Origin of the sequence: Bacillus cereus group sp. MYBK101-2 (assembly GCF_051918845.1) — a bacterium.
GTDB lineage: Bacteria > Bacillota > Bacilli > Bacillales > Bacillaceae_G > Bacillus_A > Bacillus_A paranthracis.
The window spans coordinates 307,871-324,484 of record NZ_JBQAIE010000002.1 but is presented as its reverse complement, the minus strand read 5'-3'; the positions used below and the strand labels follow the sequence as shown (position 1 = coordinate 324,484).

Here is a 16,614-nt window from a genome sequence, read left to right as displayed (position 1 = left end):
CCTCTTTAGTATTCTGAATTTTCTTTTATTATCTCATCATTTTCTCATTATGTCGATGTTAAACATGTGAAAAAAAGCGCATGTTTTTTACAATTTTGTGTCGTCAATTGCTTGTAGCCATGCTTCAATTTCTGTAATAACACTTTTCACACAACCTTCAGCAAATGGTGATGTTAAATTTGCAACTTCTACTAATTCCAAGAATGATTTACTTCCACCTTGTTGGCACAGATTCACATAATCTTCCCATGCCTCTTGTCTATTATCTCTTGCACGTTTCCAAAATTGCAGTGCACAAATTTGTGCTAACGTGTAGTCAATATAGTAGAACGGCGAGCTATAAATATGTCCTTGACGTTGCCAGAATCCACCGCGCTCTAAATAATCATTATCTTCATAATCACGATGCGGTAAATACTTTTTCTCTATATTACGCCATGCTGTCTTACGCTCTTCTGGTGATGCTTCAGGATTTTCATATACATAATGTTGATATTCATCAACAGATACACCATACGGTAAAAACAGAAGTGCTGAACTTAAGTGAGAGAAGTAATATTTATCTGCATCTTCTTCAAAGAATAACTTCATCCATGGCCATGTGAAGAATTCCATACTCATAGAGTGAATTTCACACGCTTCATATGTTGGCCAATTATATTCTGGAATTTCAAATTTACGACTTTCATATACTTGGAAAGCATGGCCTGCCTCATGTGTTAATACATCAATATCACCAGATGTTCCGTTAAAGTTTGAGAAGATAAACGGCGCTTTATAATTCTCAATATATGTACAATATCCACCGCCAGCTTTTCCTTTTTTTGCAACTAAATCTAATAAATCATTATCTAACATGAAATTGAAAAATTCATCTGTTTCAGCCGATAACTCTTTATACATCGTTTTCCCATGATTAACAATCCAATCCGCATCTCCTTTTGGAGTTGGATTACCTGTAGGAAATTCAAAGTTTTCGTCGTAATACGCTAACTTCTCTACACCGATACGTGCTTGTTGGCGTTTTCTTAATTCCGTTGTGACGGGAACGATATAATCTAGCACTTGCTGACGATAATTCGCTACCATTTCCGCATTATAATCTGTACGGTACATTCTTGCATATCCAAGTTCAACAAAGTTTTTGAAACCTAAAGATTTGGCGATTTTTGTTCTTACTTTAACAAGCTCGTCATAAATACGATCTAACTCTTCTTCATTCTCAGCTAAAAATCCGTAATACGCCTCACTTGCTGCTTTACGTTCACTTCTTTCTTTCCCTTGCATAAATGGAATAAGCTGTGATAACGTTCTTTCTTCTCCTGCAAAATTAATTTTTGCAGATGCTAATAATTGTGTATATTGTGAAGATAATTTATTCTCTAATTGTAAATCCTTCACGACTTCATCAGAATATGTTTTTAAATCACACTCCGCAAGAGCAAATAATTGCTTCCCATAATACGCTTCTAATTCTTCACGGAATGGAGAATGAATTAACGCATTATAATACTTTGTACCATATCCTTGTACAACTGGAGAGAATTCATCAAAGAAATCTTGCTCTTTCTTATAAAAAGCATCTGTTGTATCAACAGAATGACGAATGTAACAAAGATTCCCCATTGTACCAAAATCGTTACGAATTTCGTTAATTGAATGAATGACTTGTTTTTGTTCCTCTACAGTTTTTGCGTTATCAAACCTCTCTAAAGCAGCTGTAAATTTCTCTTTTAATTCTTCAATATTTGGCCTTTTATATTCATAGTCTTTAAATGACATGAACGAGCCTCCTCTCCATTAAATGCATCCTTTACTATAATTCAATACTTACTTCCAAATCTCCTCTTATTCTTCAACAAAATACGGCATATACTGCCATCATTACATGTAAACAAAAAAGCTTTGGATTTCTTTATCCAAAGCTCCTTTGGAACATATTATTACTTTTCATACTTTCCAATCTTTTTTAATAGATCCAGTAATTCTTCCTTTTCCTCTTTCGTTAACATTTCAAAAGACTGATGAATAACTTGCTCATGCCCTGGAAAAATAGAAGAAATAAAGTTCTCTCCAGATTCAGTTAATTGTGCATAAATAACACGTCGGTCATTCGGGCATGGAATTCTCTTTACTAGTCCCTTTTTCTCTAACTTATCTACAACATATGTAATGCTACCACTAGCTATTAAAATACGCTCACCAATTTGCTGAAGTGGTTGACCGCCTTTATGATATAGCAGTTCTAATACAGCAAACTCAGTTGGATTTAAACCGTTACTTTGTATAGACTTATTTGTCGTATCCATAACAGAACGATGTACACGAGATAATGCAATAAATACTTTTAAAGATTGAGAAATATCTTCTCGTTCATTATTTGATGTCATACAACTTTCAACCCTTCACTTAAATTCTCAATAATAAAAAGAACAAAATAGTACTTCATATAAATTCCGAATGAGTATTCACTCATTCATTATCTCTCCCCAAATATATTATGAATGATTCTTGAATAAAAACATGACAATTTTAACATAGTTTATATATAATGATAATAAAAAAGAAGGAGTACCAAATTTGAAGTTCAAATTCCACAGCATAGTTTTATATATATTGCTTGTTATCCTACCAACAACAGGGATTGGTGCTACATTTTATTCATATCATTCGTATAAAATGAAACAAGAAAATAAACAAGTTGCCCATACGGTCCTCTTTTTATATAGAGACTATTTAGATCACCACCTTGGCGAAGCAATTTCTGCCCTAGAAATGCTCGCAAAGGTCGTAGGAACCGAGACTGGAAATATGAATGGGATGAAAGAAATTGTACATGATACAGATGGAAACGATGCACGTTTTTCTGGTCTATATTACGCTACACCAGAAGGTATCATTACAATCGCATCGGAAGGTGACCGACCACCTGTTGATGTCTCAGATCGTAAATATATTCAAAACGCATTACAAACTAAGAAAACAACTGTATCATCCGTCATTACAGATCGTGTTCTTGGCCATCAAGCTATTATGATTGCTTCCCCCATTTTTAATAAACAGAAGGAGCTCTCAGGCTTATTGTTAGCAAGTTTACGCTTTGACTACATTTCATCATCTTTAAATGCCATTAAGCCACAATACCATTTTGAAGTAACTGATAAGTATGATGTAGTTTTTCTAACCGATGATAATAACGAAACAAGTGATGCACATTCTAATATGCTTACTACTCCACTCCAAAGATTAGATTGGAAGGTCTCTGTTTCTCCGTTACCTATTCATCAAAAAACTTTAAACCAGTGGGTTGCCGTAGAATGTATAGCTACTTTATTTTTAATGTCAATTTTATTTTTACTCGCTCAATATATGTTGTTAAAACGACAAACAAAACTAGAAAGACAACAAAATGAACTACAAAAAATTGAATTAGTTGGAACTTTTGCAGCTAGTACCGCCCACGAAATCCGTAATCCACTTACCGGAATTAAAGGGCTCGTCGCTCTATTAAAAGAGAAATATAAAGATGAACAAGATCAGTTCTATTTTTCCATCATCGAACAAGAAATAGAACGAATTAATGAAATTGTAAGTGAATTTCTTATTCTTGGAAAGCCAACTGCAATCATTGAACAAACATATGATGTGAGAACCATTCTAAATGAGGTAGCATTAATTATTCAATCTGAGGCGAATCTACATAATATTGTATTCCATTTACATTTGCCAGACCGTCCTGTTCATATCCGGTGCTCAAAAGACCATATGAAACAAGTGGTTTTAAACATTACAAAAAATGCAATTGAAGCTATGACTTCTGGCGATACACTAACTATTTTCGTAACAAACAATGAAACACACGCACAATTGCAAATTATAGATACTGGAAAAGGGATTCCAAAACATATTCAAAAACACCTCTTTCATCCGTTCTTTACTAATAAAGATACTGGAACAGGTCTTGGACTTGTCATATGTAAACGAATTATAGAGATGTACAACGGGCATATTTTTATTAACAGTATAGAAAACGAAGGAACGACAGTTCATATCGAAATTCCGTTACACATAGTATAATTATCCTTATCCCTAAAGGGTAATTATACTTATTTCATAAAACCAGCCACAAGCATTCGCCAAAAATTACTTGATTTCCCTTCATACCCAATTTGAAAAATAGGTACCTTTATAATTGATAACCATTTTGGTGTTTGTTTTTCTTTATAACACTGGTACTGTAAAATAAGCTTGTCCAATTCTTGACTAACTTGAATCGTCTCCGTACTATTTAACCCACTCGTTAAACCTAATTGAATCATCTCTTCACGTTTCATATGAATATCACGTGAAAGCTTTTCTAATGTGTACTTCCTTTTTACAGTAAACATTCATATCCCCCTTATTATACTTCCATGCTCTCTACTTCACTTCTCCATTGAACTTTTAACTGCTTATCATATTTGAATTTGAAGAATCAGAAAATTTAACATTTTCTCCCTGTAATTTACAAATCTTTACCTTCACTTTGAGAATTATTACAAATTATTCTATCTTTGTAAATACATTCGCAATAATAGACAATTTTTTTATCTCCTTTTTTTACAAACACCAATTAAATAGCGGATTCCCTATTTTCCATATACTTTTCTTCGACATTTTTTGTTTAATTTATATAAAAACGCAAACCATAATGGTAATTGATAATATAGAAAGGAACTATTTATATGCACAAATATACGATTGCATTGCTTATTTTGACTATGTTTTTACCATCCTTCTTGTTTCCTGTTGAGGCCAAGGCCCATACAAATAAAGTAGCTATTGTCATTGATGACTTCGGCAATAATATGAAAGGAACTGATAAAATGTTATCACTTCCTATTCCACTAACTGTTGCTGTTATGCCTTTTCTTCCTTCCACAAAGGAAGATGCGATAGCGGCTCATAAGAAAGGACACGAAGTTATTATACATATGCCAATGGAACCGCTTAAAGGTAAAAAAGAATGGCTTGGACCAAAAGCAATTACAACTGATTTAAGCGACGAAGAAATAAATAATCGACTCGAACAAGCGATTCAAGAAGTACCACATGCAATTGGGATGAATAATCATATGGGATCAAAGGTGACTGCAGACGAAAGAATTGTACGACTTATACTCGCAGCTTGTAAAAAACACGGTTTATTTTATTTAGATAGCAAAACAAATCCTAAGAGTGTCGTCCCAAAAATCGGGAAAGAATTAGGAGTACCAATTATTGAAAATCAATTGTTTTTTGATGACGTGTACACAGCGGCACATATTTCAAAACAAGCCCAATTACTCATAAAAAAACTTCAAGAAAAACCGATTATGGTAGCTATCGGACATGTTGGGCCTCCAGGTGAAATTACATCACGTGTTATAGAAACCTCTATTCCTAAAATTCGTGAACATGCAGATTTTATTTTTTTATCCGATTTAGCATTATCTCCGCCTCCTGTTTCAAAATAAGATTCATGACTCAAACTAAAAAAGAGAGCAATCTGCATATAGCAAATTGCTCCCTTTCCTTTTCATCTTAAATATAATCTACATGACTCACCCTGAATCCTTTTTTCTCTATTTTTTCGATTAATTGCTTTAATCTTTTTTCATTTAACTCATCTGTTATATTGACAATAACGCGGCGAATATATTGATCGCCGTTATCTAGCGTAAATAGTCCACCGATATGAAATGCTTTCAACAATGTCCCAAGTTCTTTAATCGTTCCCTTACAATCTTGTGTTGCAATCGTTAATATATAACCACCCGTCCGCATACCAAATGAATCCTCAATAACATCAAATATATTGGAATGAGTTAAGATGCCAACAAATTCATTATAATCATTTAATACAGCTAAAAACGGCAAACGACGAATAACATAAAATGCTCTGAAAAAAGAGTCCTTTTCAAAAATAAATGCAGTGGAATCTTCCAGCATATGTTCCGTACTTAATTCCTCTAATCCACCATTACACTTCTTTTCTAAAAGATCCACTTTATAAATAATCCCCATGAATTTCTTTTCATCTTCTGCTAATACAGGGATTGCTCGAAATCCCGTTTCATTCATAATTTGCAGAGCCTTCTTACCTGAATCGTTCATTTTGCAAAATGTTACTTGCTGTTTTGGCAGAAAATGATATTTAACTCGCAAAATATGTTCCTCCTTACATGTCAACATGTAATCTATATATAATAAGGAGTCCTATATTTTATGAGTAAAATTATTTTTAAAACGCTTTCATTTACTTATTGACTTGTAACGACATCACAAACATTTCATATAACAGAGCTCTTTGCACCTTTTATCATTAACAATTTTACATGGTAGTTCATTAAATATTCTATACCCTCCAACCATTTTTTCGCGTATTCTGGAGTTCTTCCCCACACAATCATGCCATAATTATGAACGAGAACTACTCCTCCACCTTCAATAAAATTCGGCACATTATTCTCTAATAAATCTGCGAATTTTTTCTCATCTTCTACAATGGGAATTGTCATTTCTGTTATACCTTCTTTTCCAAAAACACGTTCCACGCTACGTTTATCGAATGTTACTTCCCCTTTTTCTCCATACAACTCTGATATTAAATGACTATCTACAGTCTGGACTTGTAAAATACATTCTGCACTACTTTTTTTATAAATATCTGCATGCATAAATGATTCCGCAGCTGGTTTTTCTTCATTTTCAAATACTGGTTCACACATACAGTTCACAACAATAAAATCTTCTTCTGAAAATAACCCTTTATCTCTTCCTTCAACGTTTACTAAAAAAGTTAACGGCTCTTTTGACGTACAAAGTGATAAGCTAATTTTTGTACCATAAAACCAATCACGAAGTGCTAGTTCAGATTTCACATCTTTTAATTCATTCCATTTCTTTAGAAAAAATAACATTTCGTCACCCCCGGCGTAATATTCATATAATGTTCGAATCCTTTCTATGTAAAAGGAGTATTTTTTGATTATTCTAAAAATTTAATTGAATTATCACATGAGAACGCCTTTTTGTCAATATAGTTTCACGTCTCTTCTTTAAAAAGGGCTATTCATATGTCTATACTCCTGTATATTGACTATTTCATTTTATACATAAAAAATACGTTATTCTTTTTCAATCAAAGAATAACGTATTTTCTCATCTTTTATTTCGTCATTGCATTATATAAGAACTGTGCATATTGTTCACGTGTTACAAAATCATCACCTAAAAAGTTTCCTTTTCCATCACCTTTTGATATGTTATTGTCCGCTAACGCTTTCACATATTCTTCTGCCCAATGACCAGTTGGTACATCATTAAAGTTCACTTTATTATTTTCATCTTCTTTTAGCTGAAATACTTTATATAATACTACAGACATTTCGTATCGAGTTAATACTCCATCTGGACGAAACTCCCCAGTACCATCTCCTTGCATAATTCCAGCTTGCGCAACTGTAGCAATATCTTGCTCAAACATATGTCCCTTCGTATCTGTAAATCTCTCTTTCTGCTCTACTTTATTTTCTAATTTCAAATACCTTTGTACTAAAGACGCAACTTGTCCACGAGTAATACGATCCCCAAATCCAAATTGTCCATTTCCATATCCCTTAAAAATATTTTCTTTCGCTAAATAATGAATTGCTTCCTCTGACCAATGTCCTTTTGGTACATCTTTAAATTCTACTACTCCTACTTTTTCATCTTCTTTAGAATTATTGTCTTCTTTAGAAGTGTTATCTTCTTTACTTTCTACCACATTTTGAATCACAGATCCTGTGAAGAAGATTCCTGTATCCGCAAATGGATCTTTTACACCAAATTCATATACTTTCTCACCCGGTGTACTCCACTTAACTGCATCATTACTATACGTACCACCTTCGCTCTTTAAACGAATTTTTGTAGAGATTTTACCATCTTTCTCGTATATAGGTACTTTTACTTCTTTACTTACTTCTGTTTCCTCTAAAAATACTTTTTGATTTTGAACATTGATATAGGCTGTTTTACTTAGTTCTATAACTGGTCGAACATCACGAATTTCATTTGCAACAAAACTTAAGAATACTAACTTTTTCAAATTGCTAGCTGGTGTTAAGTCTGAAATATAATTCGCTTCTAAATCAAGCTTTTGTAAGTTTACTAGACTTGATAATGGAGTAATATCCTTTAACTCATTGTTAGGTAAGTGTAATTGTTTTAACTGTGTCATCTTACTTAGAGGAGTAACATCTTTTATTTCATTTTTCCCGATCCACAATTCTTCTAATTGCTTCATTTGCTCAATACCGGATAAATCTTTTACTTTATTACGTGTTAATACTAAGTCTTTTAAAGGTAATGAATATAACGGTTTAATATCTTCAATTTGATTACCTGCTAAAGTTAAATATGTTACATTTTTCAACGCGCTTAATGGCGCAACATTCGTAATTTTATTATTTGCTAAATTCAAGTAATCTAGTTGTTCCATTTTCGCTAATGATGTTACATCTTCTATTTGGTTACCTGATAAATATAAACTTTTTACATTTTTCATTTCAATTAGTGGTGCAACGTTCGTAATTTTATTATTACTTAAATCAAGAGAATCTAAATTATCCATCTTAACAAGTGGTGTTACATCTGAAAATTCATTACCACGTAAAGCTAAATGTTTCAATTGTTTTAAGCTCGTAAAGAATGATGGATCTTTTATCTTCGCATTCGCAACTGTTAAAGATTTTAAATTTGGCATATATTTTAATGCACTATAATCCAGTATCTCATTCGTATTTAAAAACAAGTCCTTTACTTGTAATAACTCTTCTTTCGTGATTGGTGTATTTAAATCTTTTCTATTAAATACCTTTTTATTAACAAGCTCTCTTAATTTATTATCTGTTATCATATTTTGATTATCAACTGGATGATCCGTCTCCATATTGCCTGAATTAGAGTTATCATCTGGTTTCTCTGTTTCTTTGTCACCTACAGTTGGATCTTTAATTTCAAATTGAACTTGATATTTGTGATCATATCCAATAGCCGGAATAAGTATATGCATTTGCATATTGTGCTTCTTCTCAAACTCGCCAATTTCAAATTGAACTACTTTCGTTCCATTCTTCCTCTTATCTTCTGACAAAACTTTTACATCATGAAATACGCCAGGTTGGTTTTTATCCTCTATTCTAAGGTATTGAAAATAATCGCTATCTTGCATTGTTACAGTTACAATTTTTTTCCCATCCGCAATCGTTACTTTAGGATTTTTTATATATTGAGAAACCATAGATGGCTCGTCTTTTTGATCCTTATATATTTTAATCTCAGTATCGTATGTACGTTCACTAGCTGCCGCTACCGATTGGTTTGCTTCAATTTTTATTGCTGCTAACGCTGGAGTAGAGTATGCAGCAAATGGAATTGCTAATGTTGTCGCTACTACTAGCGCCTTCATATAATTTTTTTTCAAAATAATATCCCCTATCATATATAATCTTTATAATTGATAAACATTATCAATTACTCATAAATAAATGATAATGAATATCATTATCGATGTCAACGAGAATATTACATTAAATTTATATTTTTAAAGGCAAAAAATATAAAAGCCCTTTATTCAAAGAGCTTTTTTACCTATCGTATGAAGAATTTCATTTTTCTCCTTCTCATTGATGACACCAATTTTTTGCAAAATATTTGCATACAATACAAGTTTATTATATATCCGTTCTGACATACTTCCCCTTCTTTCCTTCGACCAACTTTTTTTGTATTGGTAAATTATATGAAAGAGATGGGAAAATGTGTCCACTTTTTTTGCATAAATACAAATCTTTTATCCCGCTATTTGCAGGCAGTAAAACTCCCACCTCACAATCAGGTGGGAGTTCTACGTATTTAACAAATTGTCCATTGAATATTATGCCTTTTAACTTCCTCTTCAAAACTATAGGGCATTTTCTTATCACAAATTACATGTTGAATGCGCGAAAACGCTGCTATTCGGTAATTTCCTTTTACGCCTACCTTTGTATGATCACATAAAATATATGTTTTCTCTGCTAATTTCATCATCGCTTCTGACAGTTTAGCCTTTTCTAATTCAAAACTAGAAACTCCAAAACCAGGTAATAATCCATCAATCGAAACAAATGCTTTATGAAAATGAAATTGCTGGATAACTTGCTGCGAAATAGATCCTGATACGCGTGAATGTTTTGGAGATACTTTTCCACCAATAAATAAAACTTCACCGTGAAACATCTTTTTATTAATAGAAGAAATTAATTGTGTTGCTACTGGAAATGAACTTGTTACAATCGTTAAATTTTTGCGATGTACAAGATATGGTACCATTTGAAGTGGTGTACTTCCGTCATCAATCGCAATAACATCTCCATCTTCTACAAATGTTGCTGCTTTATACCCAATTCGCTTCTTCTCTTCTATATGTAGCATCTCTCGTTCTAACATTGGTGCCTCTATTCCAGCTCCCGGAAGTTGGACGGCTCCACCATACACTTTCTTCAACTTCTTTTCACGATCCAATTCTTCTAAATAACGACGAATCGTCTCTGTTGATACAGCAAACTCTCTCGCTAATTCTGAAACTTTTACCTTCCCTTTAAACTCTACCTTCTCAAGAATGGTTCGCTTTCTTTCTTCACCTACTACAGACATAACCTCACCCCATTGATTTCTACCTCATACACTGCCTTACTTATACAAAGTTATAACTTTCCTTTTCAACGAAAACTTCCTCGTGAATATGAATACCACGCTTTTTTAGTTCATCAAAAATAATTTGTGGTTTGACAAAAGCTTCCTCGGGTGTCACAACACCAACTTTATTTACATTCCCATTTGCGATTAGCTCTGTAGCAATCCCAAATGGAATACCGACGTTTCTCGTATAAGCTCTTAATTTTTCCCATCCTACAACAGATCCATCAGATAACGGGTGTGTATGATATAATACACGTCTTTGTTTCTCATTATTTTTCATACCTATTACTTCTACATGAAGTGCATAACCGTAAATCTCTGTTTCTTGTCCTTCTTTCGATTGCAATAAATACTTCGAAATACAATCCATAATGCCGATTTCTTTTCCATTTATTTCAACTGGATCATTACGCAATATACCGTAATCATACAATGCACGTACGAGCTGCATATTTTGCTTTGGCCAAGTTCCTCTCGTCTCTATTAGTTTAACGCCTTTATTTTCTAATGCTTTTGCTAACGTAATCGTTTCAGAATGCGGTATGATATACTGCGTTGTCTTACCATAAGGCGCCGGTAATTCAATTTCTCTTGGACGCGCAAACGGAGGCACTTGCTTAAACTCACCATCTTCATACACTGTACGCGATGGCAAATGTGGATCATATTCATATGTCGTTGTTTCTGTAATGGATGCAGAAAAAGCAATGGGACGATACGAACCATGACTTACACGAACTGACTCTACAGTATGTAACTGATTTGCTGCATGCATCGCCATCATTTGCGTTACACCTGGCGTCATACCAAACCCAGGTAAACATGTTTTTCCGTTTTGAACAAATATAGAATGCGAATCATTTTCTTCACCAAATCCATTTAAATTCACACCGTGACAACCTGCTTCTGCAATACATCGAGTAGATAACCCATTTAACTTAATTGTTGTACCATCCATTACAATGTCATAGCCCTTCATTTTTGCAACCGTATCCTCATGATTCGTTACATCTACTTTCACAAAATCAACGCGAGGATCGTTGAGCCATTCTACTACTTTAAGCCCCTCTTCTTCGTTAAAATCTGCTACTGTAATCGTCTCAAAAGATGAAAATCGCACTAAATCTAAAATTGCTTCACGACAAATTTTACCTGCTCCACCTAAGCAAAATACTTTCAACCTATAACAACTCCTTTAGCGATACTATCAACTAAGCGATGAATATCTGCCTCATGTACATCACCGATATTTCCAATGCGGAATGTATCTACTTTTGAAATTTTACCTGGATATATAACAAATCCATCACGCTTTAATTCATTGTATAATCGCTCAAAATCAAACCATTCTTCTGGATAAATGAAAGATGTAATAATAGGCGATTGATATTTTTCATCTACTAGTGGCTTAAATCCGATTTCTCTCATTCGATTCACTAATAGTTTTTGATTGTTATCATATCGATTGTAACGTGCTTTTACTCCGCCCTCTTTTTCTAATTCAAGTAGTGCTTGATAAAAAGCGTGTACAACATGTGTAGGTGATGTAAAACGCCATTTTCCATTTTGATTTTCCATCGTTTCCCATTGATCGTATAAATCTAAAGATAATGAACGTGCCTGCCCTTTACATTTCAACAATTCATCGCGCTTTGCAATAACAAATCCGAACCCTGGAACCCCTTGAATACATTTATTCGCACTACTAATTAGAAAGTCAATTTGCAACTCAGCGATATCTATTTCAATACCACCAAAACTACTCATTGCATCAACTAGTGTTACTTTTCCGTATTGCTTCCCTAATTTACATACATCTACAATTGGATTGATAATACCTGTTGTTGTTTCACAATGAACAACTGCAATATGTGTAATCTCTTTATCTTGTTGTAATATCTTTTCTACTTCTACAATATTAGTAGGCTCCCACTCTTCTGTTTGACTGACCACCACATCTATATGTAACATCTCTGCCATTTGTACAATTCGCTTACCATACGCACCATTTGTACAAACAAGCAGCTTTCCGTTTTTTGGAATGACAGAACCGATTACTGCTTCAACTGAAAACGTACCGCTTCCTTGCATTAATACTGTTGTATATCTCTCTTCTTCCTTCGTTGCTAACGATACAAGTTTAGCTCTTACCTGTTGCACCATCGTGTTATATTCAACATCCCACGTACACCAATCGTATAGCATAACTTCTTTTACTGTTTTTGTTGTCGTTAATGGTCCTGGCGTTAATAATAAGTAGTGATTTTCAGTCATGATCCTCTTCCCCTTTTATGAAATAATAAATTCTTGTTTCTCGATCTGTTCAATTACGTTTTCGAGTCCCTGCATCGTTTCAATTGTAAAATGAGCCCCGTTTTCAACGAAACGCTTTCGAACTACTTCCATTTTTTCACGAAGTTCTACCGGATCCATAGTTTCAGCTGCCCACTCACTTAAGCCGAGCTCACTACTACCGAGAATTACACCCACAGTCCACATACCAGCATTTCTGCCCTCTTTCATATCTGACACTGTGTCCCCGACTTTTATCATATGATTCATCGGATACACACCAAGTTCCATCGCATTTTTATAACACATCCAAGGGTATGGACGGCCTGCTGAAACATCATCTGGCGTCACAAGAACATCAGGTTTATATCCTTGTATTTCTGCTTCTTTTGCAACGATGTCCATCATTTCTCTCGTATAACCAGTTGTTGAGCCAATTTTAAGGCCTCTTTTACGTAATGAAGCAACCACTTCTTTCACCCCATCAATTGGCGTGGCATAGTGTGGCAAAATAGTAAAGAGTATTTCTTCAAACTCTTCATACATCTCGTGAATGTCTGCTTCTGTTGGTAAATGTCCGAAAACACGCTCCCACTCATTCGCAATACGAGGCATTTCTGTTAGTGCCCTTACATGATCGATCTTTAATAATCCCATCGGTTTACGGGCTTCTTCATCTGTAATTTTAACACCACGTTTACGAAAAATTTTTATGAATACTTCCAGTGGTGCAAAACATCCGTAATCAACTGTCGTACCTGCCCAATCAAAAATAACTGCTTCTATTTTCATACAATCCATCACCCTTCTCACTTATCTTTTTTGCCATTGTGAAGTTCGGTTACGAAGTGCTTTCGTTCCCCATTCATATACAACTCTCACTACAATATTTGTAACAACAATAAGTACACTCATTGCAGCTGCTGGCGCTACATTTCCTGCATCATCCATATTTACGATTGATACGGCAGCTAGTTTAAAATCAGCTGCGTATAAGAATACAACCGCTGACACAGTTACCATCGAATTGACGAAATAGTACATCACCATTTCTAAAATTGCTGGTAAACACATCGGTACTGTTACTCTAAAGAATGTTTTATAAAACGGAATTCCCATCGACTGCGAAACAAGCTCAAACTCTCGGTCTAATTTCTTTAAAGCAGTCGTTGCGGTAACGAATGTTACCGAATAAAAATGAATGATGTTTACTAGTACTAGCACAGCAATTGTTCCGTATAAAGAATGAAACGGATTCGTTACTGAAAGTCCAAGTATTTGAATCGTTGGTTGACTAAAGAAAAAGACGTATCCCAATCCAAGTACTAAACCTGGGATTGCTAAAGGGACAATCGAGAAAAAGTAGCCTGTTTTTCGGAAAAACTTTAGCTGATCTATTTTCTCAATCGCATATGCGAACATAAATGTTAAAATTGCCCCAATAACTGCTGTAACTGCTGAGACAATCACACTATTTTTAAATGCTTCAAGTCCATCTCCTGTTAAACTCGAAAAATTAAAATGCTCAAATGTAAAACTCATATTATATGGCCATACTTTCACACTTGCAGCAATACCAACCGCCACAAATAAAAGAATAATCATAAATGTAATCACACTACAATATATGAATGAGACTACATCTCTTTTCTTATTAGCCGTTATTCTATATGGCACTGCTTTGGAAGATAAGAAATTCGCCTGCTTTCTTTGCGTAATGCGATCAACTGCAAATGCAAATATAGCTGGAATTAATAAAATCATTCCGACAGTTGCACCCATCGGCATATTTTGTTGTCCAATTACTTGTTTGTATACATCAGTAGCAAGTACATTATATTGCCCACCAACAATTTTTGGTGCGCCAAAATCAGTAAAACTAAGTGTAAACACAACAAACATCGCACTAATTAATCCATACTTTACACTAGGTAAAGTAACAGTGAGAAATTGCTTTGTTTTACTCGCTCCCAACATATTAGAAGCTTCGTATAAACGATAATCAGAACCTTGGAAAGCAATTAATAATATAAGAAATGCTTGCGGAAATGTATACATGACTTCAGCCATTACAATTCCTACTGGTCCATATAAAGGGATTTGTATACCTTCAAATAAACCAAACATCCCTTTCGTTACTAATCCTTGATTACCAAATAAATATGTAAGTGCGATACCATGCATCATCGTTGGTGCGAATAATGGTAACAACGCGACATATTGAAATACACGCTTTCCAAATACATTCGTACGAGCGATCGCATAGGCGTAAGCGAAAGCAAGTGTCACTGCAATAATTGTTGTCGCGCCCGAAATCCATATCGTATTTTGTAATGATTGAACTAATGTTGGGGTTGTGAAATATTTACTGAAATTCGCAACACCAATGAAAGCTCCATCTTTATCATAAAAAGCTTGTGTAAACAATTGTAATAGTGGTAATACAAGCATAATCAAAAAAGCAAGAATCATACCAATAATTAATAGTCTTTGTATCCATTCTTCTTTACCGATACGTCTCTTAATCTTTTTTTTCGTACTTTCTACCTTTAAATTTTCTAACATCTCCATCTATACAACAACCTTCTTTCCATATGACAACATATGATTTTCTGAGAAAGAGATTTGAATCGGCTTTCCTTTCCTAATAGCTGTTTTTTCTACTTCTGATGCCAATATATCTACAACGATTTTCTCATTATATAGATGCGTTTTCTCATCTATAACGCGCACTTCTGTCCGGTATACAGATCCGCGAAACTCCATGCTTTCTACAATTGTTTTCATACCATTATTTTGTACGACTGTTACATGTTCCGGACGAATTGCATGTTCTTCGTTATTTTTCGAAAAGAAATTAATAGAACCAATAAAATCTGCCACAAACGGATTGGCTGGTCTTTGGTAAATCTCCTCTGGTGTGCCAATCTGCATAATTTCCGCATGATTCATTACAACAATTTTATCAGCCATCGTTAATGCCTCTTCTTGATCATGCGTGACCATAATAGTTGTCACTCCTACTTTTTCTTGCAAATCACGCATTTCTCTACGTAACTTTTCACGTACTTTTGCATCTAAAGCAGATAACGGCTCATCGAGTAACAAAATATCCGGAGACAGAGCGAGTGCACGTGCAAGTGCTACTCGCTGCTGTTGTCCACCAGACATTTGAGCAGGATATTTATCTTTTACATTCAGTAAATCAACTAGTTCTAACGCCGATAGCGCCTTCTCTTTTACTTCTGCTTTTCCATACTTTTTTGTCTTTAAGCCGTATTCAATGTTTTCAAGTGCTGTTAAATTCGGAAATAACGCATAGGATTGAAACACCATTCCGAAATTCCTCTTTCCAGGAGGTAATGCTGTAATATCTTTTCCATTCACAGCTATACTACCTGTTGTCGCCTCTTCTAGCCCTGCTAAAATTCGAAGCAATGTTGTTTTCCCACAACCACTTGGGCCTAATAAACATACAAACTCATTTTTTTTCACAGTAAAAGAAATATCTTTTAACGCTGTAAATGCATCAAACTGTTTTTGAATGTGTTGAATTGATAAATATTCGCTCAT

14 protein-coding genes are annotated in these 16,614 nt (G+C 34.3%); 2 read left to right on the top strand and 12 right to left on the bottom strand.

Annotated elements, in window-relative coordinates; translation table 11 throughout:
• Positions 1-87 precede the first annotated feature (87 nt).
• A complete protein-coding gene (locus ACTFSI_RS06925) occupies positions 88-1,782 on the bottom strand; it encodes a M3 family oligoendopeptidase (protein WP_138322280.1) in 1,695 nt (564 codons plus the stop codon).
• A gap of 161 nt (positions 1,783-1,943) precedes the next feature.
• Positions 1,944-2,390 (bottom strand): MarR family winged helix-turn-helix transcriptional regulator, encoded by a 447-nt coding sequence (locus ACTFSI_RS06920; protein WP_000203342.1) that lies wholly within the window; start codon positions 2,388-2,390, stop codon positions 1,944-1,946.
• Between the two features lie 190 nt (positions 2,391-2,580).
• Here ACTFSI_RS06920 and ACTFSI_RS06915 point away from each other — a divergent pair, with 190 nt between their 5' ends.
• Entirely contained in the window at positions 2,581-4,077 is a 1,497-nt protein-coding gene (locus ACTFSI_RS06915; RefSeq protein ID WP_000669148.1) for a DUF3149 domain-containing protein, read from the top strand.
• A 29-nt stretch (positions 4,078-4,106) separates the two neighbouring features.
• Here ACTFSI_RS06915 and ACTFSI_RS06910 read toward each other — a convergent pair whose 3' ends face one another.
• Entirely contained in the window at positions 4,107-4,388 is a 282-nt protein-coding gene (locus ACTFSI_RS06910) for an aspartyl-phosphate phosphatase Spo0E family protein (protein WP_000495540.1), read from the bottom strand.
• A gap of 336 nt (positions 4,389-4,724) precedes the next feature.
• Between ACTFSI_RS06910 and ACTFSI_RS06905 the strand changes: the two genes are divergently transcribed.
• Entirely contained in the window at positions 4,725-5,495 is a 771-nt protein-coding gene (locus tag ACTFSI_RS06905; protein WP_000549804.1) for a divergent polysaccharide deacetylase family protein, read from the top strand.
• 67 nt (positions 5,496-5,562) lie between these two features.
• Here the strand turns inward: ACTFSI_RS06905 and cbpA are convergent, their stop codons facing one another.
• The 9 genes from cbpA to ACTFSI_RS06860 form a co-directional block, all read right to left on the bottom strand.
• Positions 5,563-6,186 (bottom strand): cyclic di-AMP binding protein CbpA, encoded by a 624-nt coding sequence (cbpA, locus tag ACTFSI_RS06900; RefSeq protein ID WP_001264219.1) that lies wholly within the window; start codon positions 6,184-6,186, stop codon positions 5,563-5,565.
• A 125-nt stretch (positions 6,187-6,311) separates the two neighbouring features.
• Positions 6,312-6,941: a class II aldolase/adducin family protein gene (locus ACTFSI_RS06895; RefSeq protein WP_000895996.1), complete on the bottom strand. Its 630-nt coding sequence runs from the start codon at positions 6,939-6,941 to the stop codon at positions 6,312-6,314.
• Positions 6,942-7,189: 248 nt separating this feature from the next.
• Positions 7,190-9,508 carry an NEAT domain-containing leucine-rich repeat protein gene (locus ACTFSI_RS06890; RefSeq protein WP_440045302.1) on the bottom strand — a complete coding sequence of 773 codons (2,319 nt, stop codon included), beginning with the start codon at positions 9,506-9,508 and terminating at the stop codon, positions 7,190-7,192.
• A 413-nt stretch (positions 9,509-9,921) separates the two neighbouring features.
• Positions 9,922-10,704, bottom strand: a complete 783-nt coding sequence (locus tag ACTFSI_RS06885) for a DeoR/GlpR family DNA-binding transcription regulator (RefSeq protein WP_000117662.1) — start codon at positions 10,702-10,704, stop codon at positions 9,922-9,924.
• A gap of 40 nt (positions 10,705-10,744) precedes the next feature.
• Positions 10,745-11,929, bottom strand: coding sequence for a saccharopine dehydrogenase family protein (locus tag ACTFSI_RS06880; RefSeq protein WP_138322282.1), 1,185 nt, complete (start codon positions 11,927-11,929; stop codon positions 10,745-10,747).
• The gene (phnW, locus tag ACTFSI_RS06875; RefSeq protein ID WP_044792807.1) at positions 11,926-13,023 is read right to left on the bottom strand and encodes a 2-aminoethylphosphonate--pyruvate transaminase; all 1,098 of its coding nucleotides are present in this window, start codon (positions 13,021-13,023) and stop codon (positions 11,926-11,928) included. Before phnW ends, ACTFSI_RS06880 begins: the two co-directional genes overlap by 4 nt.
• Positions 13,024-13,038: 15 nt before the next feature.
• Positions 13,039-13,833: a phosphonoacetaldehyde hydrolase gene (gene phnX, locus ACTFSI_RS06870; protein WP_000687359.1), complete on the bottom strand. Its 795-nt coding sequence runs from the start codon at positions 13,831-13,833 to the stop codon at positions 13,039-13,041.
• 21 nt (positions 13,834-13,854) lie between these two features.
• Complete coding sequence (locus ACTFSI_RS06865; RefSeq protein ID WP_000425510.1) at positions 13,855-15,612, bottom strand: putative 2-aminoethylphosphonate ABC transporter permease subunit; 1,758 nt, start codon at positions 15,610-15,612, stop codon at positions 13,855-13,857.
• Entirely contained in the window at positions 15,613-16,614 is a 1,002-nt protein-coding gene (locus ACTFSI_RS06860) for a putative 2-aminoethylphosphonate ABC transporter ATP-binding protein (RefSeq protein ID WP_000006186.1), read from the bottom strand.